The 23,046-nt window shown below is 64.1% G+C and carries 18 protein-coding genes; 10 read left to right on the plus strand and 8 right to left on the minus strand.

Translation table 11 applies throughout. The annotated features are described in order from the left end of the window. Window positions 1–21 precede the first annotated feature (21 nt). On the minus strand, window positions 22–972 hold the full coding sequence (locus tag RBA40_RS27855) for a PP2C family protein-serine/threonine phosphatase (RefSeq protein WP_054264091.1): 951 nt from the start codon (window positions 970–972) through the stop codon (window positions 22–24). Window positions 973–987: 15 nt separating this feature from the next. Next, window positions 988–1,983 carry a serine/threonine protein kinase gene (locus RBA40_RS27860; RefSeq protein ID WP_306651664.1) on the minus strand — a complete coding sequence of 332 codons (996 nt, stop codon included), beginning with the start codon at window positions 1,981–1,983 and terminating at the stop codon, window positions 988–990. 97 nt (window positions 1,984–2,080) lie between these two features. On the opposite strand from RBA40_RS27860, the gene RBA40_RS27865 reads away from it, so the two are divergent. From RBA40_RS27865 to RBA40_RS27880, 4 genes are all read left to right on the plus strand, one after another. Beyond that, on the plus strand, window positions 2,081–2,968 hold the full coding sequence (locus RBA40_RS27865) for a YicC/YloC family endoribonuclease (protein WP_054264093.1): 888 nt from the start codon (window positions 2,081–2,083) through the stop codon (window positions 2,966–2,968). A gap of 222 nt (window positions 2,969–3,190) precedes the next feature. Then, window positions 3,191–3,838: a guanylate kinase gene (gene gmk, locus RBA40_RS27870; protein ID WP_306651666.1), complete on the plus strand. Its 648-nt coding sequence runs from the start codon at window positions 3,191–3,193 to the stop codon at window positions 3,836–3,838. A gap of 32 nt (window positions 3,839–3,870) precedes the next feature. Then, window positions 3,871–4,074 carry a DNA-directed RNA polymerase subunit omega gene (gene rpoZ, locus RBA40_RS27875; protein WP_054264095.1) on the plus strand — a complete coding sequence of 68 codons (204 nt, stop codon included), beginning with the start codon at window positions 3,871–3,873 and terminating at the stop codon, window positions 4,072–4,074. A 77-nt stretch (window positions 4,075–4,151) separates the two neighbouring features. Continuing rightward, window positions 4,152–6,401, plus strand: a complete 2,250-nt coding sequence (locus RBA40_RS27880; RefSeq protein ID WP_306651668.1) for a RelA/SpoT family protein — start codon at window positions 4,152–4,154, stop codon at window positions 6,399–6,401. Window positions 6,402–6,461: 60 nt separating this feature from the next. On the opposite strand, the gene RBA40_RS27885 is transcribed toward RBA40_RS27880, so the two are convergent. Together RBA40_RS27885 and RBA40_RS27890 are read right to left on the minus strand one after the other, a co-directional pair. Further along, window positions 6,462–7,049: a biliverdin-producing heme oxygenase gene (locus tag RBA40_RS27885; RefSeq protein WP_374710558.1), complete on the minus strand. Its 588-nt coding sequence runs from the start codon at window positions 7,047–7,049 to the stop codon at window positions 6,462–6,464. Between the two features lie 63 nt (window positions 7,050–7,112). Further along, entirely contained in the window at window positions 7,113–9,143 is a 2,031-nt protein-coding gene (locus tag RBA40_RS27890; protein ID WP_306651672.1) for a TonB-dependent receptor, read from the minus strand. Between the two features lie 178 nt (window positions 9,144–9,321). Between RBA40_RS27890 and RBA40_RS27895 the strand changes: the two genes are divergently transcribed. Continuing rightward, window positions 9,322–10,119: a hypothetical protein gene (locus RBA40_RS27895; protein ID WP_306651674.1), complete on the plus strand. Its 798-nt coding sequence runs from the start codon at window positions 9,322–9,324 to the stop codon at window positions 10,117–10,119. Beyond that, the gene (locus RBA40_RS27900) at window positions 10,116–11,495 is read left to right on the plus strand and encodes a hypothetical protein (protein ID WP_306651676.1); all 1,380 of its coding nucleotides are present in this window, start codon (window positions 10,116–10,118) and stop codon (window positions 11,493–11,495) included. Before RBA40_RS27895 ends, RBA40_RS27900 begins: the two co-directional genes overlap by 4 nt. 2 nt (window positions 11,496–11,497) lie before the next feature. On the opposite strand, the gene RBA40_RS27905 is transcribed toward RBA40_RS27900, so the two are convergent. Beyond that, window positions 11,498–12,832 (minus strand): DUF3422 family protein, encoded by a 1,335-nt coding sequence (locus RBA40_RS27905; protein ID WP_306651677.1) that lies wholly within the window; start codon window positions 12,830–12,832, stop codon window positions 11,498–11,500. Window positions 12,833–12,855: 23 nt separating this feature from the next. After that, entirely contained in the window at window positions 12,856–13,419 is a 564-nt protein-coding gene (gene greB, locus RBA40_RS27910) for a transcription elongation factor GreB (protein ID WP_306651679.1), read from the minus strand. A gap of 98 nt (window positions 13,420–13,517) precedes the next feature. On the opposite strand from greB, the gene RBA40_RS27915 reads away from it, so the two are divergent. The 3 genes from RBA40_RS27915 (at window position 13,518) to RBA40_RS27925 (ending at window position 15,966) form a co-directional block, all read left to right on the plus strand. Continuing rightward, window positions 13,518–14,111, plus strand: coding sequence for a hypothetical protein (locus tag RBA40_RS27915; RefSeq protein ID WP_306651681.1), 594 nt, complete (start codon window positions 13,518–13,520; stop codon window positions 14,109–14,111). Between the two features lie 260 nt (window positions 14,112–14,371). After that, window positions 14,372–15,136: a PEP-CTERM sorting domain-containing protein gene (locus tag RBA40_RS27920; RefSeq protein WP_306651683.1), complete on the plus strand. Its 765-nt coding sequence runs from the start codon at window positions 14,372–14,374 to the stop codon at window positions 15,134–15,136. Continuing rightward, on the plus strand, window positions 15,133–15,966 hold the full coding sequence (locus RBA40_RS27925) for a PEP-CTERM sorting domain-containing protein (protein WP_306651685.1): 834 nt from the start codon (window positions 15,133–15,135) through the stop codon (window positions 15,964–15,966). Before RBA40_RS27920 ends, RBA40_RS27925 begins: the two co-directional genes overlap by 4 nt. Before the next feature lie 35 nt (window positions 15,967–16,001). Here RBA40_RS27925 and RBA40_RS27930 read toward each other — a convergent pair whose 3' ends face one another. Together RBA40_RS27930 and RBA40_RS27935 are read right to left on the minus strand one after the other, a co-directional pair. Next, the gene (locus RBA40_RS27930) at window positions 16,002–16,712 is read right to left on the minus strand and encodes a phosphodiester glycosidase family protein (protein ID WP_306651687.1); all 711 of its coding nucleotides are present in this window, start codon (window positions 16,710–16,712) and stop codon (window positions 16,002–16,004) included. Window positions 16,713–16,753: 41 nt separating this feature from the next. Next, a complete protein-coding gene (locus RBA40_RS27935) occupies window positions 16,754–21,652 on the minus strand; it encodes a putative Ig domain-containing protein (RefSeq protein ID WP_306651689.1) in 4,899 nt (1,632 codons plus the stop codon). 212 nt (window positions 21,653–21,864) lie between these two features. Here RBA40_RS27935 and RBA40_RS27940 point away from each other — a divergent pair, with 212 nt between their 5' ends. Next, complete coding sequence (locus RBA40_RS27940) at window positions 21,865–23,037, plus strand: sensor histidine kinase (protein ID WP_306651691.1); 1,173 nt, start codon at window positions 21,865–21,867, stop codon at window positions 23,035–23,037. Window positions 23,038–23,046: the final 9 nt, after the last annotated feature.

Here is a 23,046-nt window from a genome sequence, read left to right on the forward strand (position 1 = left end):
ATTACCTTGTAAAAGCAGGTCTTACTTAAGAACCTGGGATGATTTTTCGATGGCGTCGCGGATCTCGGCAATCGCCTTCTCGATCTCGTCGTCGTTGAAGGCGTCGATTTCGAGCGGCTGCTCCGGCTCCGGGGCGCTCAGGATCGTGGTGCTGACCAGGTTCTCGGGCAGCATCATGGTCGAAATCACCGCGGCGCTGCCGTCCGTGTTCACGCCCGCCGTCTCCACTTCGGGCGAGCCTTGCCACATGATCGCCAGCGCGGTCGTGTTGTCGCACGTCTCGCCGCCGATGGTGATGGCGGTGCTGATCATGTCGGGAATGGCGCGCACGATGGTCTGGGTCGAGAGGCGATGGACAATCTCTTCGTCCGGCAGCATCGACCACAAGCCGTCGGAGCACAGCATGACCACGTCGCCAGTCAGCAGGCTGACCTGGCGCGACACTTCGATCTTCGGCAGGGAACTGGCGCCGATGCAGTTATATAGCTTGTTGCGGTCCGGGTGGGTCGCGCGTTCGGCCGGATCGGCCAGGCCCTGGGCGATCAGGTGCTCGATGTGCGAGTGGTCGCGCGTGCGTCCCAGAATCTGCCCGCGGCGCAGCCAGTACAGGCGCGAGTCGCCGCAGTGGGCCCAGATCGCCGTGTTGTGCTGGATCAGGCAAGCCACCACCGTGGTGCGCGGCGTGTCGGGCATGTTGTTGGCGATGCGGTAGCGGTGAATCTCGTCGTGCGCTTCGAGGAACGCCTCTTCGAGGAAGCGTTCGGGCTTCCTCACATACGGCGTGGCGTGCTGCTGGAACATGCTCGACATGGTTTGCAGGGTGATGGCCGCGGCCATTTCACCACGCAGGTGGCCGCCCATGCCGTCGGCCAGGACCAGCAGCAGCGCGTCGCGCGTGAAGCTGTATCCCATCCGGTCCTGGTTGACCTTGCGGCCGCCGAGCTGGCTTTCCTGATAAACGGAAAATTGCATAGATATCTTTCTGGATCAGGTGTTTTTATCGTTGACTTTTTTGCGGCCGAGACCACCCAAACGGTCGACCAGCCCGCGGACCTGGCCGCCGAGCTTTTCCAGACCGCGCGGCGCTTCCGGCTTCTTCGGTGGCGGCAGCGCCAGTTCCTTTTGCAGCGCGAACAGGCTTTGCGGCCGCGCCAGCGGGTCCATGTCGAGGCAGTTCTTGACCATGTTGATCAAGGCCGGCGAAAAACTGCCTTCCAGCTTGGCGTAGTAGCCCGGCATCTTGTCTTCGGTCTTGCGCTGGTCGGCCGGCTGCGGCGGCGCGCCCGCCATGCAGGCGAAGATGGTAGCGCCGATACTGTAAATATCCGACCATGGTCCCAGCGCCGCCGTTTTCGAGTACAGATCGGGCGGGGCGAAGCCCGGCGTGTACATCGGCGTGAGCTTCGGGATATCGGCGTTGATGGTCTGGCGCGCGGCGCCGAAGTCGAGCAAAATTGGCGAGCCGTCTGTGCGCAGGTAGATATTGGCCGGTTTCAGGTCCAGGTGCAGCAGCTTGTTGGCGTGCACTTCGCGCAGGCCGCCGCACACGCCCAGGAAAATCTGGCGGATGAAGGCTTCCGACAAGCGGCTGCCCTTGCTGCCGAGCCGGGCGATATGTTCCTGCAGCGAGTGGCCCGATTCGTAGCCCATCACCATGTATACGGTATCGTTGGCGCGGAAGAAGTTCAGCACCCGCACCACGTTCGGGTGGGAGATCAGCGCGAGCGCCCGTCCCTCCTCGAAAAAGCACTTCAGGCCGATGCGGAACACCGGCAGATTGGGTGGTGAAATCACCGGAACGAGCTCGCCAGGTTGCCGCAAAGCGAGGGAGCTCGGCAGGTACTCTTTAATGGCGACCGCGTTCCCCTCGGCGTCATAAGCGAGATATACAATACTGAACCCACCGGACGCAATTTTCTTTACAATGCGATATCCGGCAATTTCAAGACCATCGGGCAGGGGAGCGTTATTTTGTGCAGCCATCTGTGTGTTCCTTGCTTAACACGGCGATTGTGTGGATAAATCACGGCTTTGTAAAGAAAAGATAAAAATACCGGGGACTCCATTGAGCATTTCTAGCATGACAGGTTACGCGGTGGCCACCAGCGAAGGCGCGGCGGGCACCCTTACAATTGAAATCAAGAGCGTTAATTCGCGCTTTCTGGATCTGCAGTTCCGCATCAACGATGAGTTGCGCGCGCTCGAACCGGACTTGCGCGCCGCGATCATGGCCGCCATCACGCGCGGCAAGGTCGAGGCACGCCTGAGCTTCGGGCGCAAGGTCGCGGGCGGTTCGCAGGCCCTGAATGCCGCCCTGCTGGCCGATCTGGCGCGCTTGCAGACCGAAGTGACCAAGCATTTCGTCTCGGCGCCGCTGATGACGGTGGCCGAGCTGCTGCGTTGGCCCGGCGTGATCGAGGAAGCCCAGGTCGGCCAGGAGTCGCTGCAGGCCGACGTGGCCGCGCTCACGGCCACTACCGTGGCGGCGTTTGTCGATAGCCGCCGGCGCGAAGGCGCGGCCCTGGAGGCGATGCTCATTTCGCGCATCGATGCGATGGACGTGATTGTCAAGCGCATCACACCGCTCATTCCGCAGGTGATCGCGCAATTCCAGCAAAAGGCGGTCGAGCGCATGCAGGATGCATTGGGGCTGGCCGGGCACGGCACGCCGTCGACCCTGACGCGCCAGGAAGCGTTCGAGCGGATTCGCCAGGAAGTGACCTTGTACGGAATTCGCATCGACGTGTCGGAAGAGCTCTCGCGCCTGTCCGCGCACTTGACCGAGACCCGGCATATCCTCAAAAAGGGTGGCCAGGTCGGCAAGCGGCTCGATTTCATGATGCAGGAATTGAACCGCGAAGCCAATACGCTGGGCGCCAAGGCGTCGGTGAAGGAACTGGCCGATGCGTCGATGGAACTGAAGCTGTTGATCGAACAGATGCGGGAGCAGGTGCAGAATCTGGAGTAGTTTTTACCCGACACCCTCACCGCCGCCCGCTAGCCCGTTGCTTCCGCTAGCTCGTCGTTCCCGCGCAGGCGGGAATCCATAGCACCTTTGATCATCGGTGCCATGGATTCCCGCCTTCGCGGGAATGACGGTTTTTAGGGTAACGGTATACGCATTTGTAGCAAGTAGCTATGTAACAACATATCGCAATAACGCACCAACCCGTACCCGAGAAAGACACCTATGCCCTCTCCAATCAATGGTTTTTCAGGCAGCCTGTTCGTCGTCGCCGCGCCTTCCGGTGCCGGCAAGTCAACCCTGGTCAACGCCCTGCTCGCACAGGAACCGGGCATCAAGCTGTCGATCTCGACCACCACGCGCCCTCCCCGCCCCGGCGAGCAGGATGGCCGCGAGTACCATTTCACCACCGCCGAGGACTTCGTCGAGCGCGCCGGCCGCGAGGAATTCCTCGAATGGGCTGAAGTGCACGGTAATTACTACGGCACCTCGCGCCTGATGGTCGAAAAGGAAATGAAAACCGGCACCGACATCCTGCTCGAAATTGACTGGCAGGGCGCGCGCCAGGTGCGCAAGCAGTTTCCCGACGCCGCCGGCATCTTCATTTTGCCGCCCTCGATCGCCGCCCTCGAAGAGCGTCTGTACAAGCGTGGCCAGGATGAACCGAACGTGATCACGCGCCGTCTGCTGGCCGCCGGCGGCGAGATCGCTCACGCTCCGGAGTTCGAGTATGTTATTATCAATGAAGAGTTCAACGTCGCCTTGTCAGAGATGAGCGCGATTGTCAGAGCGACACGCAGCCGTTTTGCACAACAAGCTGCGCGTAACGCCTCGCTATTTGCCCAACTGGGTATCCATGCGCAACAATCGTGACACGGCACACACCGTCATATTGAGGAAATTACATGGCCCGCATTACCATTGAAGATTGCTTGAAGCACATCCCTAACCGCTTTCAGCTGACCCTGGCCGCGACGTATCGCGCGCGTCAGTTGTTGCAAGGCCACACTCCTAAGGTCGAAGCCAAGGACAAGCCAACCGTCGTCGCCCTGCGTGAAATCGCAGCCGGCAAGGTCGGTATCGAGATGCTGAAAAAGGTTCCGATGTAAGTGTGTTTCGTGCCCGAACGGTGTCAACAAGCCATCCTGATTTTCTTTTTTCACATTTCGGCTGATTGACTTTGCGTATGAATCTGATTCCTCCGGATACGACACTCTCAGGCACACCCAAGACCCGGTCTTCGCGCGCCGCCACCAAGGCGCAAGAAGCTGCGGTCCCCGCCGCTCCCGCTCCGGGCGTGGCATCGGTCTCCCAGCTGTCGGCCAAGCTGAGCGAGTACCTCACCGCCTCCGAACTCAAAAAAGTCAAGGAAGCGTATCGTTTTTCCGACGAGATGCACCTTGGACAAGTCCGCAAGTCGGGCGAACCGTATATTTCCCATCCCATCGCCGTCGCTGAAATCTGCGCCGACTGGAAGCTCGACGCCCAGGCCATCATGGCCGCGCTGCTGCACGATGTGATGGAAGACCAGGACGTCAAGAAGGATGAGCTGATCGAGCGCTTCGGCGCCCCCGTCGCCAGCCTCGTCGACGGCCTGTCCAAGCTCGAAAAAATCGAATTCCAGACCCTGATCGAAGCGCAGGCGGAAAACTTCCGCAAGATGCTGCTGGCCATGGCGTCGGACGTGCGCGTCATTCTCATCAAGCTGGCCGACCGCCTGCACAATATGCGCACGCTCGAGCACATGACGCCGGCCAAGAAGCGCCGCATCGCTTCCGAAACCATGGAAGTGTACGTGCCGATCGCACACCGTCTTGGCCTGAACAATATTTACCGCGAACTGCAAGACCTGGCGTTTTCGCACCTGTATCCGGTGCGTTACCGCACCCTGTCCAAGGCCGTCAAGGCGGCGCGCGGAAACAGGCGCGAAGTGGTCAAGAAGATCCTCGAGTCGGTCAAGAACACGCTCGCCATCGCCGAGCTGCCGGCCGAAGTCTACGGGCGCGAAAAAACCCTGTACGGCATCTATAAGAAGATGCGCAGCAAGCATCTGTCGTTCTCGCAGGTCCTCGATGTGTACGGTTTCCGGGTGGTGGTCGACAGCTTCGCCAATTGCTACGTGGCGCTGGGCACCCTGCACGGCCTGTACAAGCCGATGCCGGGCAAGTTCAAGGATTACATCGCGATCCGCAAGCTCAACGGCTACCAGTCGCTGCACACGACCTTGATCGGCCCGTACGGCACGCCGGTCGAGTTCCAGATCCGCACCCAGGAAATGCACCGCACCGCCGAGTCCGGCGTGGCTGCGCACTGGCTGTACAAGAACGGCGAGTCGAACCTGTCGGACCTGCAGCAAAAGACCCACGCCTGGCTGCAGTCGCTGCTCGACATCCAGCAGCAGACCGGCGACTCGGCCGAGTTCCTGGAGCACGTCAAGGTCGACCTGTTCCCCGACTCGGTGTACGTGTTCACGCCGAAATCGAAGATCATCGCCCTGCCGCGCGGCGCCACGGCACTCGATTTTGCGTACACGATTCACACCGGCATCGGCGACCATACGGTATCGGTCAAGATCAACAACGAAGCGGCGTCGCTGCGCACCGAGTTGCGCAATGGCGACATTGTCGAGATCGTCACCAATCCCGATTCACGGCCGAGCCCGACGTGGCTGGCGTTCGTGCGCACCGGCAAGGCGCGTTCGGCGATCCGCCATCATCTGCGTACCATCAACCTGAACGAGTCGGTCGAACTGGGCCGCGAGTTGCTGGCGCAGGCATTGACGGCACTCAATATCCAGCCCGACCTGCCGGAGCCGACGGTCGAGAAACTGCTCAATGAATCGTCGGCCAAGTCGATGGATGAGCTGTATGCGGACATCGGTATCGGCAAGCGCATGGCGGCGCTGGTGGCGCGGCATATTTTCGGCCTGGTCGATGACGATCTGGTGAGTTTGCCGGCCAATCCGAATGCGACGCCGGGGGAACTCGATCCGGTCACGATTTATGGCAGCGAAGGCGTGTCGGTGCAGCTGGCGCCGTGCTGTTTGCCGATTCCGGGCGACCAGATCATCGGGCAGCTGCGGCGCGATCAGGGATTGATCGTGCACACCAGCGATTGCGCTGGCGCCAAGCGGCTGCGCGGCAAGGAGCCGGACCGCTGGATCGCCGTGCAGTGGGGCGGAGAATTGAACCGCCGCTTCGACTGCCGGATCAGGCTGCTGATTAATAATGAAAAAGGCATTCTGGCGCGCGTGGCCGCCGAGATTGGCGAATCGGATGCGAACATTTCGTATGTGGGCATGGACGAGGATGAAGAACACGTCATGACGCAGTTGCGGTTTACGATTCAGATCAAGGACCGCGTGCATCTGGCGCATCTGATCAGGAATCTGCGGCGCGTGATGGGCGTGACCAGGGTGGAACGCGAGCGGAATTAATTACCGTCATTCCCGCGCAAGCGGGAATGACGACGCGAAGGCTAGCGACTGGCCTTCCCCCTACCTCATCGCCAAAATCCGGTCAAACGCATCGCACGCTCCCCTGCACGCATCGGCAATCTCCCCTTCGCTTTTCACCCCCTCGCGCAGCGCCAGCATGAAGCTGCGCCAGCGCGGGCCCGGCCCCTCGGCGCCACTGCGCAGATAACGCAGCGGATGTGGCGCCAGCGGCCCCGCCAGGCGCTGATACAGCACCGCCCCGCCCAGTTGCGAACCCTCGATCACATACGTCACACCCCAGCGGTACGCCGCGCTGGCAGCAATCGGCCACACGGTATCGTCCTCGGCCCGCGTCTCGGCATGCACCCCATGCAGCGCCGGATCGGCCAGATCGGCATCGATCAGCGCAACGCGCGCCACCGCCGGCAAGCGGGACTCACCCTGCGGACCGTCGCTGTAAGGCGCCAGCCAGGCTTCCAAGGGAGACAACCAGCGCCGCAGCATGTGCAGGTGGTCGCTGTAATGCTGCAAGCCGGCGTCCGGCTGGGCTAGCGGCATGCCGGCGTCGAGCACGGCGTGGCGGTCGGCTGTGGCAATGCGCAGGGCGCTCAGCGCATCGGCCTGCGCACGGTTGGGATGTTGATTGATAGATAATTCCTGTTCTGTAAGGCATTCGCATCACAGTCTATCAGCCTTGTTGCTCCGCACGCCTCAAAACGATGAACTCAGCGTCAGCCTGAACGAGCGCGATTCGGTCGGGTGGAAATGGATATCCTCGACCGGCTCGGCCTCCCCTTGCAGGCGCGATTCATAGCAATAATCGATCGCCGAACTGCGCCGGTTGGCGAGGTTGAAGCCTTCCAGTTCCAGCTTGAGACGCTTGCCCAGCTTGTAGCCGATGCGCCCGTTCAAGGTGGTCGTCGAACGCGAGCGCACGCCGTTGTCTTCGATCAGCGGACGTGGACCGAAATAGCGCAGCTGCAACGCCCCGAACCACGGACCGAGCTTGTCGAGCGCCAGCGCCAGCGAGGCCACGCCCTCGACCGCGCCGGGAATACGCCCTCCGGCCGGATCGGCATTCCGAAAGCGCGCGCGCGCGAACGCCACATCGGCATCGATGCTCATCCAGTCATTCGGCTTGTAGTAATTGGAAAACTCGACGCCGCTGCGGCGGCTCGGCCGGCCCGCCTCGGTGGTCCCCGCGTCACCCACGAACACCAGTTCCGAATCGAAATCGAGCCGGTACAGCGACAAGGAACTTTGCAAGCCGGGCAGCGCTTCGCTGCGCAAGCCCACTTCATAGCCGCGCGCCTTGACCAGCGGCGTCACCCGGTCGGTCGGCTCGCCGCTTTTCGGGTCGGTACGGATCGTGGTGCCGCGCGCATCGTTGCTGTGAAAACCGGTGCCGGCGTTCAGGTACAGCTCGCTCTGGCGCCAGGGGCCGACGATCAGGCTCAGGGTCGGACTGGCGCGCATGGCGCCGGCGCGGCCGCTGTTCTCAAGCAGGATGCTGTCGACATCGAAACGGTAGTGGTCGACCCGCACCCCGGCCACCGAGCGGACCATGGGCGTCCAGCGCGTGCTGTTGTCGTAAAACACAGCGGCGCTGGTTTCGACGATGTGGTCCTCGCGCGTGGTGGCGCGGCGCTGGCGCGCAACGGTGTCGTACAGGCCGTTGTGGATATTGTCGTTCTGGAACTGGAAGCCGACCCGGTGGCTGCCCCAGCGGTGCTCGGCGTTCAGGGCGCTGGTGACGCGCCGGTCCGGCTGGCTGAACTGGTCGCCGTTGACCGGGTCGTCCAGAAAATAAGTGAAGTTCGAGTACAGCGCCAGCCGGTTCGCTACCACCGATGCATTCACCTTCGTCACGCCCGCCTCCGACGCGGCGTGCCAGCCGCCGGACAGGCTGTAGCGGCGCGCGCTGCCGCCGTCGCTGGCGTCGACCGTGTCGAAGCGCCCCAGGCGGCCATCGGCCAGGGCGCGCCGGGGAATCTGGTCGCTCGCGTTCCAGCGCGCCCGATAGGCCATGGCCGTGAGGTTCAAGCCATTGGCGGCGTCGCCCTGGCTCAAGCGCAGCACGCCGTTGACCTTGTTGTAATCGTCGCCGCGGGTGAACGGTCCATCGTTATGGAACGATTCCAGCGCGTACAGCAGCCTGCCTTTGCCGAACGCGGGCGAATCGGCCAGCAGCGCGCGCCGGTAGCCGTTCTGGCCCAGGCCCAGGCTGGCGATGCCTTCCGGCAGGGTGTCGGCATAACGCACGGCCAGCGCGCCGGCGGCGGCGAAGTCGCCTTCGTCGGCATGGTAGGGGCCCTTGCGGTATTCCAGGCGGTTGGCCAGTTCGGGAATCAGGAAGTTCAGGTCGGTCCAGCCCTGCCCGTGGGCGTGGCTGCGCTGGTTGACCAGCATGCCGTCGACCGTGGTGCGCAGGTCGGTGCCGTGGTCGAGGTTAAAGCCGCGCAGGTAAAACTGGTTGGCCTTGCCTTCGCCGCTGTGCTGGCTGACGATCAGCCCGGGCGTGGCTTCCAGCAGCTCGCCGGGACGGTAGACCGAGCGCGCCGCCAGTTGCTGCTGGGTGACCAGGCCGGCATTGGCGGAATCGGCCACGCCGAGCTGGCTCACGCGCGAGGCGGCCACCACCACTTGCGGCAGCGGTTCCGCCGGCTCGTCGGCGTGGACCAGGGCCGAGGCGCCCAGCAGCAAGGCGCTCAGAGGATGGCGTACAAGTCGGTAATCGTGCATGGGCAGGCCTATGATGAAAGGGGAAAGCGATGAAACAAACTGCGGTCACATCCTTTATTCGGCCGCTACACGATTTCGGATTCAACTTTGTGACATGGCATCCGACCGATGCCGCATGTTGATCATGTGTTAACATCGCCGCTCACATCCACCCTTGTCAGCTGTCGGAAGAGTCTCCATGGCCTATCGCTGTTTGTTAAGCACGCTCCCCTTTTGCCTTGCGCTTGCGTTCATGGGCAGCGCCGGCGCCGTCGAACGCACCGAAACCGTCGAGTGCGAGCTGGCCGATGGCAGCGCCTTCGTGCTCCAGGCGACACATCAGTGGACCCCGCTGGCGGTGTTCGCGCGCCATGCCAGCGCGCGCGAGGACCAGGACAGTTTCAAGGTGTCCTACCGCGCTCGCGGCAGCAGGGAACTGGTGGACACCGGCGCGGCACTGGCACATCAGCGCCTGGACCAACGCGCCAATATGGAAGTCCTGTGCGCCCGCCTGGGCATGTACGAAGGGCAGCCGGGCACCGGTGCTTCCCTGCGCATGCCGGGAGAAAAACGCTTCTGGGTACCGGCGTCCACCGCCATGGGCGACCTCGACGAAGTGGTAAAGCAGCGCGTCGATGCGCAGTTGAAGCAGCGCGGCTTGCACGTGATGGATAAAAACAGCGCCATCGCCATCCGCCAGGGCAAGCTGGTGCAGGAACTGCCCTTGTACGCCACCAACGCGCCGGACTGCGCCGACCCAAACGTTCAGCAGTGTCCGGTGAGCGCCGTGCTGCGCATGACCTCAAACGACCGGGGCGAAACCTGGCAGCCGGCCAGCATCGAAAGCGCGCCCTATTTCTTCAAGACCGGCGTGGCGCTCGCGCGGCAAGCCGGCGTGGCCCGCCCTTCCGCGCGCAGCCTGCGCAACTACCGTAACCGCGATGAGAACGGCGCCAAGCCGCTTGAGCAGCCATGCCAAAAGAAATGCACCGAATGAAAACATCCCTTGTGACCGCGCTGGTGCTGGGCCTGCACGCCCAGTCCGGCTTCGCCCAGGACCGCCTGGAATGCGTGCTGCCCCAGGGCGGCCGCATCGTGATGGAGGGAGATTGCAAAGCGCTCTACGGCAATGACCCTGAAATCTGCGATACGCAGTACGCCACGCGCTACCTCGGGCCGGACGGGGCCGCGCCGGTCGAGCTGGGCATCACCTCGATGCGTCGCACCGACGATTCCGGTACGCCGGCGCAAATGTGTGCCAATTTTTATGTTCGCGACGGCGTTGTGCACGCGGGCGGCGCCGAGTATGGGCAATACCGTACCGTCGCTAGAGGCCAGCTTGCGTCACTGGAAGCGAAACCGCACTACGATAAAGAAGTGGAAAAGGAGGCCAACCGCGAATCGGCCCGGCGCGCACTGAGCCGACCCGGCTATACGCGCATGGCGGTGCAGGGCTCCACCTGGGTGGTCGAAGACGCACTCACGCGCTGGCACTGGGGCCACTATGCCGATGCCGATTTTTACCGCCAGCCGCTGTCGCACGTATCGCAAACGCTGTCCACCGACCAGGGCAAAAGCTGGAGCGCCCCGGTCATCACCAGCGAGTCCAGATTATTCGCCATCGGCACATCGGCGCAGGACCAGCCGGACGCCGCCAAACCCGGTGCCTCGACCATCGACGCACAACGCCAGGACCGGCGCGCGCTGATGGCACAGGGCAAGCAACTGGTACTGCGTTGCCGCCTGCCCGATCAATCCGAATTTATTCTCTCCGGCATGTTGCAGGATGACGAAGATGCGCACCGCCAGTCTGGCGGCGAAATGCAGCCCTTCGTGCCGCTCGCCTCGGTCAGCTACGTGGCCGCACCGGGCCGCGCCGCCATCAGCGTGGATCCCGACCTGGCCTTGCTCATGGGCTTGCCGACGGCGGCCGCGGGTCCTGCGCAAGATCAAGTCTGCAACGGCGCCGGCCTTGCCAACGGGGTTCCCTACATCGGCATTACCATGCTCGACCAGGACGGCAAGCGCTTCACCCGATTCAACTATCCGGACAAGATCTGGTTTCCGGGCGACCCGCCGCGCCAGGTCAGGGAAATGCTGATGCGTCAGGAACTGACCTATGGCATCAACGTTGCAGTCAGCCGCCGGGGCCAGCTGATCGGGCTGGAATACCCGCTCGTGTCGCAGGTCTGCGCCAGCGGTGGCCGGGGCGACCAGGTCCCCGTCTGTCCGGTCGGCGGCGTGCTGCGCAGCGAATCGCATGACAACGGGGTCAGCTGGTCCGACCTGGCCGTATCCAAAACCTCCTGGATTTTCACGCCAGGCAAGGCACTCGACCAGCAGCCCGGACGGGCTACCCTGCAGCGCAGGTAAGCCTAGCGGCTCACGTGGTGATGCATGCGGCGCAGCCCCAGCCAGACGACGGCGAGCATCACCGGCATCGCGGCGCCGGTCACCATGTCCGGGTTGATCGGCACGCCGGCCGCCTTCATGGCCTTGCCCGCATACGCGATCAGCCCGATCGAATAGTAGGAAATGGCCACCACCGACAAGCCCTCGACCGCCTGCTGCAAGCGCAGCTGCTGGGCCGCGCGGGCGTTGAGCGACTCCAGGATGCGCCGGTTCTGCTGTTCCTGCACGATGCCCACGCGCGTGCGCAGCAAGTCGTTGGTGCGGCCGATGCGCTCGGCCAGCGCTTCCTGGCGCCGCACGGTCGATTCGCACGTGTTCATGGCCGGAGCCAGGCGCCGGTCCATGAATTCGCGGATGGTCGGTACGCCCGGAATGCGGGTTTCGCGCAACTCCTCGATGCGCGCCTGCACCAGCCGGTAATACGCTTTTGAGGCGGCAAAGCGGTAACTGTTTTCCAGCGCCAGCTTTTCCATGCGCGCCGCCAGCACCGTGATTTTATGCAGCAGCTCGCGCTCGTCGTCGGGCGCATCGGGGGCGTCGCCTACCGCGTCGGCGTCGCCGGCATCGGTCATGCCTGCCGACAAGCGCGCCAGGTCGGCCTCGATGCCGTTGAGCACAGGCGCGGCCAACTGCGCTTGCGGCAAGCCGAGCAGCGCCATCATGCGGTAGGTTTCGATTTCCAGCACCCGCTGCACCAGGCGCCCGGCCTGCTGGTACTGCATGCCCAGGTCCTGGATCACCACCCTGCCAAAACCGTCGGGCGCAATCGCGAAATCGGTCCAGACCTTGGCGAAATTCTGGCTATCGCAGCCAACCAGCAGATTGCCGGCGAACACGTGGCGCATCTCGGTCAGCGAGGCGCTGACTTGCTGCAAGGTCACGTGGGTGGCGGCCATCACCGTGCCTTCCAGGCTCAGCAGCCACTCATCGGGAACATGGCGCAGCGGCACCTGCTCGAACGCGTGCTCGGCCGCGACCGGCTTGGCGCGCTGCTCGGCGAAGGTGTAGGTGGAAAACTCGGTATGCGATTCCCATTGCAGGCGGAAATTGCCGAAATCGTGGAAAAAGTAGCGCGCTTGCGGATGGGGCGGCGCCACCCCGAAGTGACGGCACAGGCCGGCCAGCAACTGGTTCTGGCACGCCAGCTGATGCGCATCGGCATCGCCCTCCTCGCGCGCATAGACCGCCAGATGGGTCAACGTTTCGGGGCCGTTCAGGCGCAGCGACGGGCGCGAATGGACTTCGGCTGCCAGCGGGATGCGCAGGGCGTGATTGAAAGTGGCGTGGGAAATCGACATCGGCAACTCGCTAAAATGAAAAATCAATCCGCGGCGGGGGCCGGGTAGCGCACGCTGATCACTTCCAGCTCATCCGGGCCGAGCGGCGTCTGCAAGGTGATCAGATCGCCTTCCCTGGCCTTGGTCAGGGCGCGCGCCACCGGCGAAACCCAGCTGATCTTGCCGTTCAGCGGATCGAGTTCATCGATGCCGACGATGGTGACGGTGTGCTCCTCGCCCGCGCTGTTGCAATAGGTGACGGTGGCGCCGAAAAAAATCTGGTCGTTGCCATGCTGGACGCTGGGATCGACCACGGCGGCCGAATCCATGCGCTTGGTCAGGAAGCGGATGCGTCCGTCGATCTGGCGCAGGCGCCGCTTGCCGTAGATGTAGTCCCCGTTTTCCGAGCGGTCGCCGTTCGAGGCCGCCCAGTGCACCACCTTGACCACCTCGGGCCGCTCGACATCGATCAGCTGGAGCAGCTCATCCTTGATGCGCTGGTAGCCGGACGGCGTGATGTAATTCTTGGCGCCCGCGGGAATGGCTTGCGCCAGCGCAATGGCTTCCTCGTCGTCGTTATCCGATTCTTTGACAAATGCTTTATTCATGCGTCTCATTGTAATGGCGCAGGCGCTTCCTGTCCGGGCGATACCCTATTTACGCGCTGTCAATGTTTTCACGTATCATGAAATCCAAAGGGAGGACCATGACACGACCCACGCGACGCCGTTATCGCCTGCTGGCACCGCTGGTGTATTTGGCGGCGCTGATCCTGCTGCTGGAAGAATGGCTGTGGGATACCGGCACGCGCATCGGCGCCGTCATTGCGCGCTGGCCGCCGGTGCGCGAGCTCGATGCGCGCATCCGGGCGCTGCCGCCCTATTGGGCGCTGTGCGCCTTCGCGCTGCCCGCCGTGCTGCTGTTTCCGGTGAAATTGCTGGCCCTGATCGCGATTGCCAACGGGCATGCGGTGACGGGGGTGGCGGTGATCGTGCTGGCCAAGATCGGCGGCGCGGCGGCGGTCACGCGCCTGTACTCGCTCACGCTGCCCAGCCTGCTGACCCTGGCATGGTTCGCACGCTGGCATGGCGCGTTCATGGCGTTCAAGGACAAGTGGATCGGCGCGCTCAAGGGCACCCTCGCCTACCAGCGCAGCAGCCGCGCGGCGCTCGCCCTGCGCGACCGTCTGCGCCGGGCGTTCAAGGCGTTCCGGCGGCGCGCACGGGGCGGGCGCCACAGCATGCGCACGACCCGCATCCTGCGCCGCTTCGTGGCCATGTGGCGCGCCCGGCGCCGTTGAGGCAAGGCCGCCGAAGTCAGCGCTGCTTACCACCGGCTGAAGCATGGGCGGGCCGACATCGGCACGCCCCGGTTCGGTCGAGAACAGGCTCGAGATCGAGCCGTCCAGATATAGGGCGTTCTTGCAATGGAGCGTATCGCGGAGGTGGGTGGCGACATTCTTGGACAACGCTGTTGCTTTTTATGGCATATTAATCAAATGCCATGTACCCTGGTCGATAGTCTGTCGATAAATGACAGTCAACTTTCCAAAGGCACAAAATGTACGCGCACCTTAACAAATTTTCTCTTTGCGCACTGGCGGCGCTGGCCGCCGCGTGGGCGCCCGCCCAAGCGGCGAGCAGCACGGTGGCCGCCAGCATCGACCACTTCCAGTACCAGCTCGTCGACCTCGACCTGGCCGACGGCATTTCCCCATCGATCATCTTCGCCAACGAGCGCTGGTCGAGCGAGACATATGGGGCGGGCCAGCAGCAGAGCCTCGCAGCGCCGGGAACCACCTCGATCGTGACCGAATTCGGCACGTCCGGCACCACGCTTTCGCACAGCACCCTGTCGTCCACGGCAAGCGTCAATTTTCCCGTCCCCGCCGATGGCGTCAAGCACCTGTACTGGAACCGTAACTCGCATTCCGCCTCGTTCACCCTCAGCCCCAATACGCAGCTGATTTTTACCGGTGTGGCCAGGCTGTCCGAACAACTCGTGCAGAAGTTTGACTACTCTGCCGGTCGTATCAAAATGCAAGGCACGCTGGGGGACGAAGCTGATTTGATGAGTACGTTCGAGAAGTCCTACCTGACCAACGACGGGGCGGCCACCATCAACCTGTACGGGATGCTGATCTCGGACGCCCAGGCACGCCAGGGCCAGTTCTCTCTGGAGACCGCCGCTTCTCTTTCGGCGCCGATCGCGCCGATCCCCTCCGTTCCCGAACCGTCGAGCTACGCAATGCTGTTGGCGGGAACATGTTTAGTGGGCGCGGTGGCGCGCCGTCGACGCCGGGCAGTCGCCCGCCAGGCGGCATGAACGCCGCCTCCACTGCGCATCCCCGTCCGGTCGGCACGACCGCGAACCACCATCCTGATCGAAAGTCCACCATGCTTGCCCACCCATTGAAGATCGTCGCCGGCCTGTTTGCAGCCGGCATGCTGGCCTGCGCCCCGGCCCATGCGGGTTATGCCAAGGCCACCGCCAGCCTGAACAATATAGAGTTCCACCTGACCGACCTGGACTTGACTGACAATATCAGCCCGAGCATCGCTTTCACCAGCACGGACGGCGGCGGCTCCTACTTCTTCTCCGCTGCCGGCGAACCGAGTCCCGTGGACTTTGTGCAGGGCTACGGGGCAATCAGCCGTATCGTTCCCAATGGCGGCGTCAGCTTAAGCAACGCAGCCACCAGCATGTACGCCGAAGCGCACGCGGACACGGTGCCCAACCCCCTTGGAGCCAGTTCCTCCACGTACCAGCTCTTGCGCTTTACCTTGTCGCCATCGACCCGGCTAACGTTCTCGGCCCAGGCCGATACGTTCATGGAGCAGGTCGGGCTCACGAAGGCAGTGTCGATTGCCGGCATCAGCGGCGATTTAACGACCTACATCAATGGCGTGTCGGGTCGCGAAGTATTTTCCATGAACCTGACCAACACGCAGGGACAGCGCAGCCAACTATTGCAAGGCGCGTTCGAGACGGGAAAGGCGGTCGGCATCGGCAGGCTCAATGCCAAGGCCTCCGTCGAGTTGTCCTACTTTTCCGGCACCCCGACCTCGCCGGTACCTGAACCGGCAACGTACGGCATGCTGGCGGCCGGCCTGCTGGTGATCGGCGCGGCGCGCCGGAAAGCGCGCAAGGCCTGATGCAGGACTTGCTGAGGCACGCGCCAGCGCCTGCCTCAGCGTGGGACCGGCTCCACCACGCCGAGGATCGGTCCCAGCGGCGGGCCGAAGTCGGCGCGCCCCAGTTCGGTCGAGAACAGGCTCGAGATCGAGCCGTCCAGGTACAGGGCGTTCTTGCAATGGAGCGTATCGCGGAAGTAGGTGGCGAATTCGTGCAAGGTGACCGGCACGTTGCTGATCACAAAAATCGCCTTGCCATCGAGTACGCCGACGCCGTTGCGCACGTGGCGCGAGCGTGAGTCCGCCTCGAAGCGCGGATGCATCCTGCCGTCGATAACCAGCATGGGACCGGACTGGGTCGCCAGGCGCACCTGCGCGGCCTGCGCCGCGTAGGCCGTCGATTCGAGCACCTGCGGCCCGGTCCTGGTCAAAAAGAAAACGCCATTCGGCTTGAGGAAAAAATTGCCCTTGCCATCGTCCAGGTTCAGCGGCGCCAGTTCCTTGCCATTTTCCACATGCAAGCCCACCGGCGCGAAACCGGGATGGTACATGCCGGCGTTGACGGCAAACACCAGCCGCTGCTTGCGCTCCCGCAGCCAATCCTGCAGGCGGCCGAAGCCCTTGAAGGGCTGGCCCGTCTCGTCGTTCAGAAACAGGCGCAGGTCCTGGCGCGCGGGATCGACCGTCACCACCGTGAAACGGGTATCGGCCGCCTGGCACAGCTGGGCTGACAGGCATACAAGCAGGGAGAACAGGAGCTTTTTCATCGCTCCAGTGTAAGGCAATTCTCCCCGGCCCACGCCGCCGCTTAGAACAGCATCGGCGAAGCGTCGGCCAGCGCGCCCCCGGCCAGCAGCGTTTGCATGCCGCTGCCGAAGGTCGCGCTGCCGATGATGGTCAGCCCGGCGTTCATGCCCACCGCCGACAAGTCGCCGTCCACCGCGTAGTGATAAGCGAGGTCGCCGCCGATGGCCGCGCTATCGCTGCCGCCGCGCGAAAACGCCGCCAGCGAGGCCGCCATGCTCCAGCTGGTCAACGCCGGGTTGGCGATGCGCGCCTGGTTGAACTGAGCGACCAGGCCGGCAAAGTCGAACAGCTCGACCTTGTTGTCGTTGATCGCGCTGGCCGAACCGGGCACATAATCGGCGCCGCCGGCGGTCACCACCTGCAAGGTCGACACGCTGCCGCCGCTGGAACCGTACCAGTTCGTGAAGCTGATCTGGTCGCTCGCGCCCACCGTCAGCACCAGCGCGGCACCGACCTTTTTCAGGGCCAGGTCGGCATACACGATGCCATGGCCGAGCGAGAGCGTGTCGTCGTTGCCGCCGAACGCCAGCACCTGGTCCTGCCCATCGCCCTTGTTGAAGGCGAGCAGGTCCACCCCGGTCTGGACGTCGACGCTGTCGTTGCCCGCGCCGCCGATGAACAGTTCCCTGGCGACGCCGCCCGACAGGGAATCGTTACCCGCACCGGCATGAAACACGTTCGACTCTTTCGACGTGTCGTTGAGCCGGTCGTTGCCTGCGCCGCCCAGCATGATGTCGTAGCCCAGGTTGCCGCTCAGGGTGTTGTCCGCGCCATTGCCCTTGACCAGGTTGTTGGTCGGATTACCCATGCCGTTGATGGCCTGGGTGCCCGTCAGGGTCAGCACTTCCACGTTTTGCGCCAGCGTCTTGGTAACCGAACTGAACAGCTGATCGAAGCCATTGCCGGCCCACTCGGTAATGATGTCGTCCACGTGATCGGCGTAATACGTATCGTTGCCGTTGTTGCCGGCCAGGGTGTCTGCGCCCGCACCACCGTCGAGCACGTTCGCGAGGTAATTGCCGGTGATCGCGTTGTTCAGCGCGTTACCGCTGCCGTTGACCGCGGCGGCGCCGGTCAGGGTCAGGTGCTCCACGTTGGCCGGCAGCACGTAGCTCAGGCCGGTACTCACGCTATCGCTACCCTCGCCCGCCGCTTCGGTCACCACGTCACCGGCCTGGCCAACCATATAGGTATCGTTGCCTTTGCCGCCAGCCATGCTGTCCGCGCCATAGCCGCCGTCGAGGCGGTCGTTGCCGCCCAGGCCGAACAGGGTGTCGTTGTTCGCCTTGCCGGTGAGGATATCGTCGCCGGCGGTGCCGGTCAGCGTCACGCTCGGGGTCTGGGTGATGGTCAGCGCCAGGGTCGCCGTCGCCGCCAGGCCGCCGGCGTCGGTGTAGCGCACGATGACGTTGCTGCTGCCGGCGTCGCTGGACGCCGGGGTGCCGCTGAAAGTGCGCGTTGTCGCATTGAACGACAGCCACGCCGGCAGCGCGCCGGCGCTGTAGCTGCCGGTGTCGCCCGCGTCCGGATCGGCAAAGGTCGCCGCCGGCACGCTGTAGGTGAAGGCCACGCCGTCGGCCAGCGTCTTGGCCGCGAGCGGCGCCGCCAGCACCGGCGCGCGGTTGGTATTGGCGACGGTGATGTTGAACAGGCTCGATGCCGACAGGCCGCCCTTGTCGGTCGCGGTGGCCTTGAGCGCATAGCTGCCGCTATCGCTGTAGCCGGCCGTGCCGCCGATGGTGGCCGTCGCCGGGCTGTACGACATCCACGCCGGCAGCGCGCTGCCATCGGCGCGGGTCACCACGACGCTGAGCACGTCGTTCGGGTTGGCGTCCTGGAAAGCCGGTGCGGATACCGAGAATGCCTTGCCTTCGGCCACGCTGCCGCCATTGGCCGGCGCGGAGACGGTCGGCGCCACATTGACGTCGGTCACCGTCAGGCGCAACACGTCGCTGGCCGCCATGGCGCCCTTGTCGGTGGCGCTCACGGTGATGTCGAGCACGGCGCTGTCGACGTGGCCGGGCGTGCCGCTGAAGGTGGCGCTGGCGGCGTCGAACTTGAGCCATGACGGCAACGGCGCGCCGCTGGCCAGCTTGGCCGTGAGCGCCAGCGCGTCATGCGTGTCCGGGTCGCTGAAGCTGCCGGCCGGAATGGCGAGCGCGAAGGCCGTGCCGGCGCTCGCGGCCGCGTCAGGCAGCGCCTTGGCCAGCACCGGAGTGCGGTTGACGTCGCTCACGATCACGTTAAACGTGCTGACGGCGGACAGGCCGCCCTGGTCGGTTGCAGTAACCCGGATACCGTAGGTGCCGGCCGCATCGTAGCCGGCGCTGCCCGTCAGGCCGTACTGGGCGAGATCGTGCGCCATCCATGTCGGCAGGGGGCTGCCGTCCGCGCTGGAGAGCTCAATACTGAGCACGTCGCCCGGATCGGCATCCTTGAAGTCCGGCAGGCGCTGGTAAAACCCGTACCCTTCCTTGAGCGTGACATTGCCAACCGGCCAGACGAGCGTCGGGGCCACGTTGCCGGCGCCGACCGTCACGCGGAAGGTATCGGTGGCCGAGCGCGCCGTGCTGTCGGTGGCGGTGACGAGTACGTCGAAGCTGCCCACGTCGGCGCTGCCCGGCGTGCCGACGAAGATGGCGTTGACTGCGTCGAAATGCAGCCAGGACGGCAAGGCGCCGCCGCCGGCGGGCGCGGCCTTGTAGGTGAGCACGTCACCCGCAGCGGCATCGGCATCGGTAAAGATGCCTGGTTTGATCTCCATGATGAACGGGCTGCCGGCGCGGACATCGGCGTCGTTCAGCGGGGTTTGCAGCACCGGCGCGTGCCCGTTCAGCGCGTCGATGGTGGTGGAAGTGCCATCGGCAAAGTCGATGCGAGCGACACCCTTGCCGTGATCGAACAGCTTGATCTGGCTGGTCGCGTCGTAATAGATGTGCAGCTCGCTGCTCGCCGCGACAAAGCGCAGGTCGGCGGCCGTGATGCCGGCGCCGAACTGCAGCACATTGCCCGGCCCGCCTTCCAGGGACAGTTCGTCGACAATCGCCACGCCACCGCCGTGGGCGAAGAAATAAGTATCCTCGCCGGCGCCGCCGACCAGGTAATCGTTGCCCTTGCCGGCGCGCAGAAGATCGTTGCCGGCGCCGCCGTACAGCATGTCGTCGCCCGCGCCGCCATCGACGGTATCGTTGCCGTCGCCGCCGTTGAGGTGATCGTTGCCATCGCCCCCGGAGAGCAGATCGTTGCCGCTCCAGCCGCTGATCATGTCGTGGCCACCCTTGCCGTCGATCCGGTCGTTGCGCTCGGGGTAACCCTCCAGCACATTATTGCCCTCGTCGCCGGTCTGGGTCAGGCTCATCTCCATCAGCCTGGCGCTGTCCCAGCGGGTGCCGTCGGCGAACTGCAACTGTGCCGGCAAGCGCCACTGGACCGGTCCGGACGGGAGGGGTTCGGGAACGAAGTCCATTTGCAGCGTCGCGTTGCTGCCGGCGATGCGCAGCAGCACCTGATGCGAGCCTTGGGCCGCCAGGCTGACATCGGCCGGGCGCACATCGGCCGCCATCACGACCGTGTTGCGGGTATCGTTGAGCGGGCCCGGCAGCAGTACCGTCTGGCCATTCTCGCGTCCGAACAAGATCATGTTGCTGCCGCTGCCGGGCTCGAGGTAATCGAAGCCGGCGCCGGGAATCAGGGTGTCGTCGCCGCTGCCGCCGCTCAGGGAGTCGTTACCGTTACCACCGATCAGGACATCGTTGCCATCCAAGCCTCCCAACATGTCGTCGCCGTCGCCGCCGGACAGCATATCGCTCTCCCAGCTGCCGTACAGCGTGTCCGGCGCACTGCCGCCGACCATGTCGGGCATCACGGGACGCATGCTGGCCAGCTCCATATCGTTGGAATTCCAGACGGTGCCGTCGGCAAAGGTGATGCTGGTGATGCCGCGGTGCGAGAAAAAGTCGGCCACGGTCAGGCTGTCGCCGCCGCCCCTGAGGGTGATCAGCAAATCGTTACCCATGCCTTGCGCGGAACGTACCAGCGCAATGCCGCCCGGCAGTACGTCGGCCAGCACGATGTTGTGGTGGGTCTGCTCCCAGCTCTGTGGCGACGCCAGTTGCAGGCGATCCTCACCCCAGCCGCGGCTGAACAGATAGGTATTGTTGCCGGCGCCGCCGTCCAGGCTATCATTGCCGCTGCCGCCGTCGAGCACATCGTCGCTCGGGCCCGCCTGTATCAGGTCGTTGCCGGAGCCGCCCAGCAGCACCGCCCCATTCGGGCCGCCGATATTGGTCAGGACATCGTCGCCCGCGCCGCCAGCCACGTAGGCGGCGTGGCCGTCCACCGTGTCGTTGCCGGCGCCGGCGTCCACATTGCCGTAAGCGTAAAAACGGTCGTCCAGCTCGCCCAGGGTTGTCAGCGGCGTGGTGTCGAGCGCCAGCCGGGTCAGGATGGTGTCGCGGTTCCACTGCATGCCGTCGGCGAATACGATCTGCTCGATGGCGCCCTGCTGCATCGGCACGCCGTCAATGTTCTGGGGGCGGTCGAAGAAGCGCTCGACCAGGATGCGGTCCATGGTGCCGCGCAGTTCGATGTACAGGTTGGGGCCGAGGCGCTGCAGATAGATGTCGGCCGGCGCGATGCCGGCGCCGAACACGAGGCGGTCGTGCATGCCGGGCCCGGTGCCGAATGCGCGCAGGGTGTCCTGGTCGTCGCCCCGGTTGAACACGACCGTATCGCTGCCCGGGCCACCGTCGATGGTGTCGTCGCCGGTGCCCCCGATCAGGGTATCGTTGCCATCGACGCCGTGCAGCATGTCAGCGCCGCCCTTGCCCTCCATGAGATCGTCACCCCAGGTACCAGGCAAAAAGTTATTGCCACTATCGCCGACGATGGAATTTGCCATGAAATCATCCTGTAAATTATGTAAGTACATTGTTTTATAGAAATGATTACCAGTCGTCAAGTTTAATTCTTACATTAGTTGTAAAAAGATTTAGCCAGCTTGTCAGCACTGAAACGAACCCTGCGCCGGTCGCGCCATCGCGGTGCAAGGGGACAGCAGACCCCGCCGTTTTTCCCGTATGATTCCAAGCATTATTCTTCCGCCGACCCCTGATGAGCCCAGTTCCACCCACCATCGCCCACACCATGAAGCCGTTCGTCAGCAACACCCCGGCGCTGGTGTACCAGTTCGAGCTGCATGCGGACGGCCGGGTGGCGTTTCCCTACCTGAGCGAGGGCTGCGCCGCCCTGCTCGGCCTGTCCGCCGCCGAACTGCAGGCCGAACCCGAACGCTTCATCGAACTGATCCTGCCGGAAGACCGCAAGAGCTACCTCGACGCCATGCACGCCTCGGCCGCCAGCCTGTCCGGATGGAACTGGGAGGGCCGGGTCTGGATCCACGAATACAAGGACCAGAAATGGATCAACCTGCGCTCGACCCCGCGCGCCATGCCCGAGCACCCGGGCAGCGTGCACTGGGAAGGCTTGATGACCAATATCACGGCCAGCAAGCTCGAACAGCTGGAAGTGACGCGCTCGCGCGCGCGCCTGGCCGAACTGGCGGCCCACCTGGAACACGTCAAGGAACAGGAACGCACCCGCATCGCGCGCGAAATCCACGATGACCTGGGCGGCAACCTGACCGCTATCAAGATGGCCCTGATGATGCTGACCCAGCGCCTGCCGCCCGACCAGCCGCAGCTGGCCGAGCGCGCCGCCTATGTCGACTCGCTGGTCGACCGCACCATCGACGCGGTGCACCGCATTTCGCTCGACCTGCGCCCGTCGATGCTCGACTTCGGCATCGTCGCCGCGCTCGAATGGCAGGTCAAGGAATTCGAAAAGCAGAACGGCATCGCCTGCAGCTTCACCTGTCCGGAGAAGGAAATCGACCTGCACCTGGACCATGCGACGGCGCTGTTCCGGATTTTCCAGGAAGCGCTGACCAATATCGCCAAGCATGCGCACGCCAGCCGGGTGGGAGTGCGCCTGCAATTGCTGCGCCAGCACATCGTCTTGACGATTGCCGACAACGGCGCCGGCATCGCCCAGGCCGACCGCCACAAGCCGCAATCGTTCGGCCTGCGCGGCATGAGCGAGCGCGCCCAGGCGCTGGGCGGCACCATGACCCTGGCCGACGCGCCAGGGGGCGGCACAGTGGTGACCATCAAAATCAAGCTGAGTATGGCCAGAGCGACGATAATAGGGGATGAAACACCCGAGTCCGCCGAGCCAGTCCCGGCCCACCTTGTACCCCCGGCGCCCGGCGCCACCCGAACCGAGTAAGAAGCTGCA

The organism is Massilia pseudoviolaceinigra (assembly GCF_030846505.1).
GTDB lineage: Bacteria > Pseudomonadota > Gammaproteobacteria > Burkholderiales > Burkholderiaceae_D > Telluria_A > Telluria_A violaceinigra.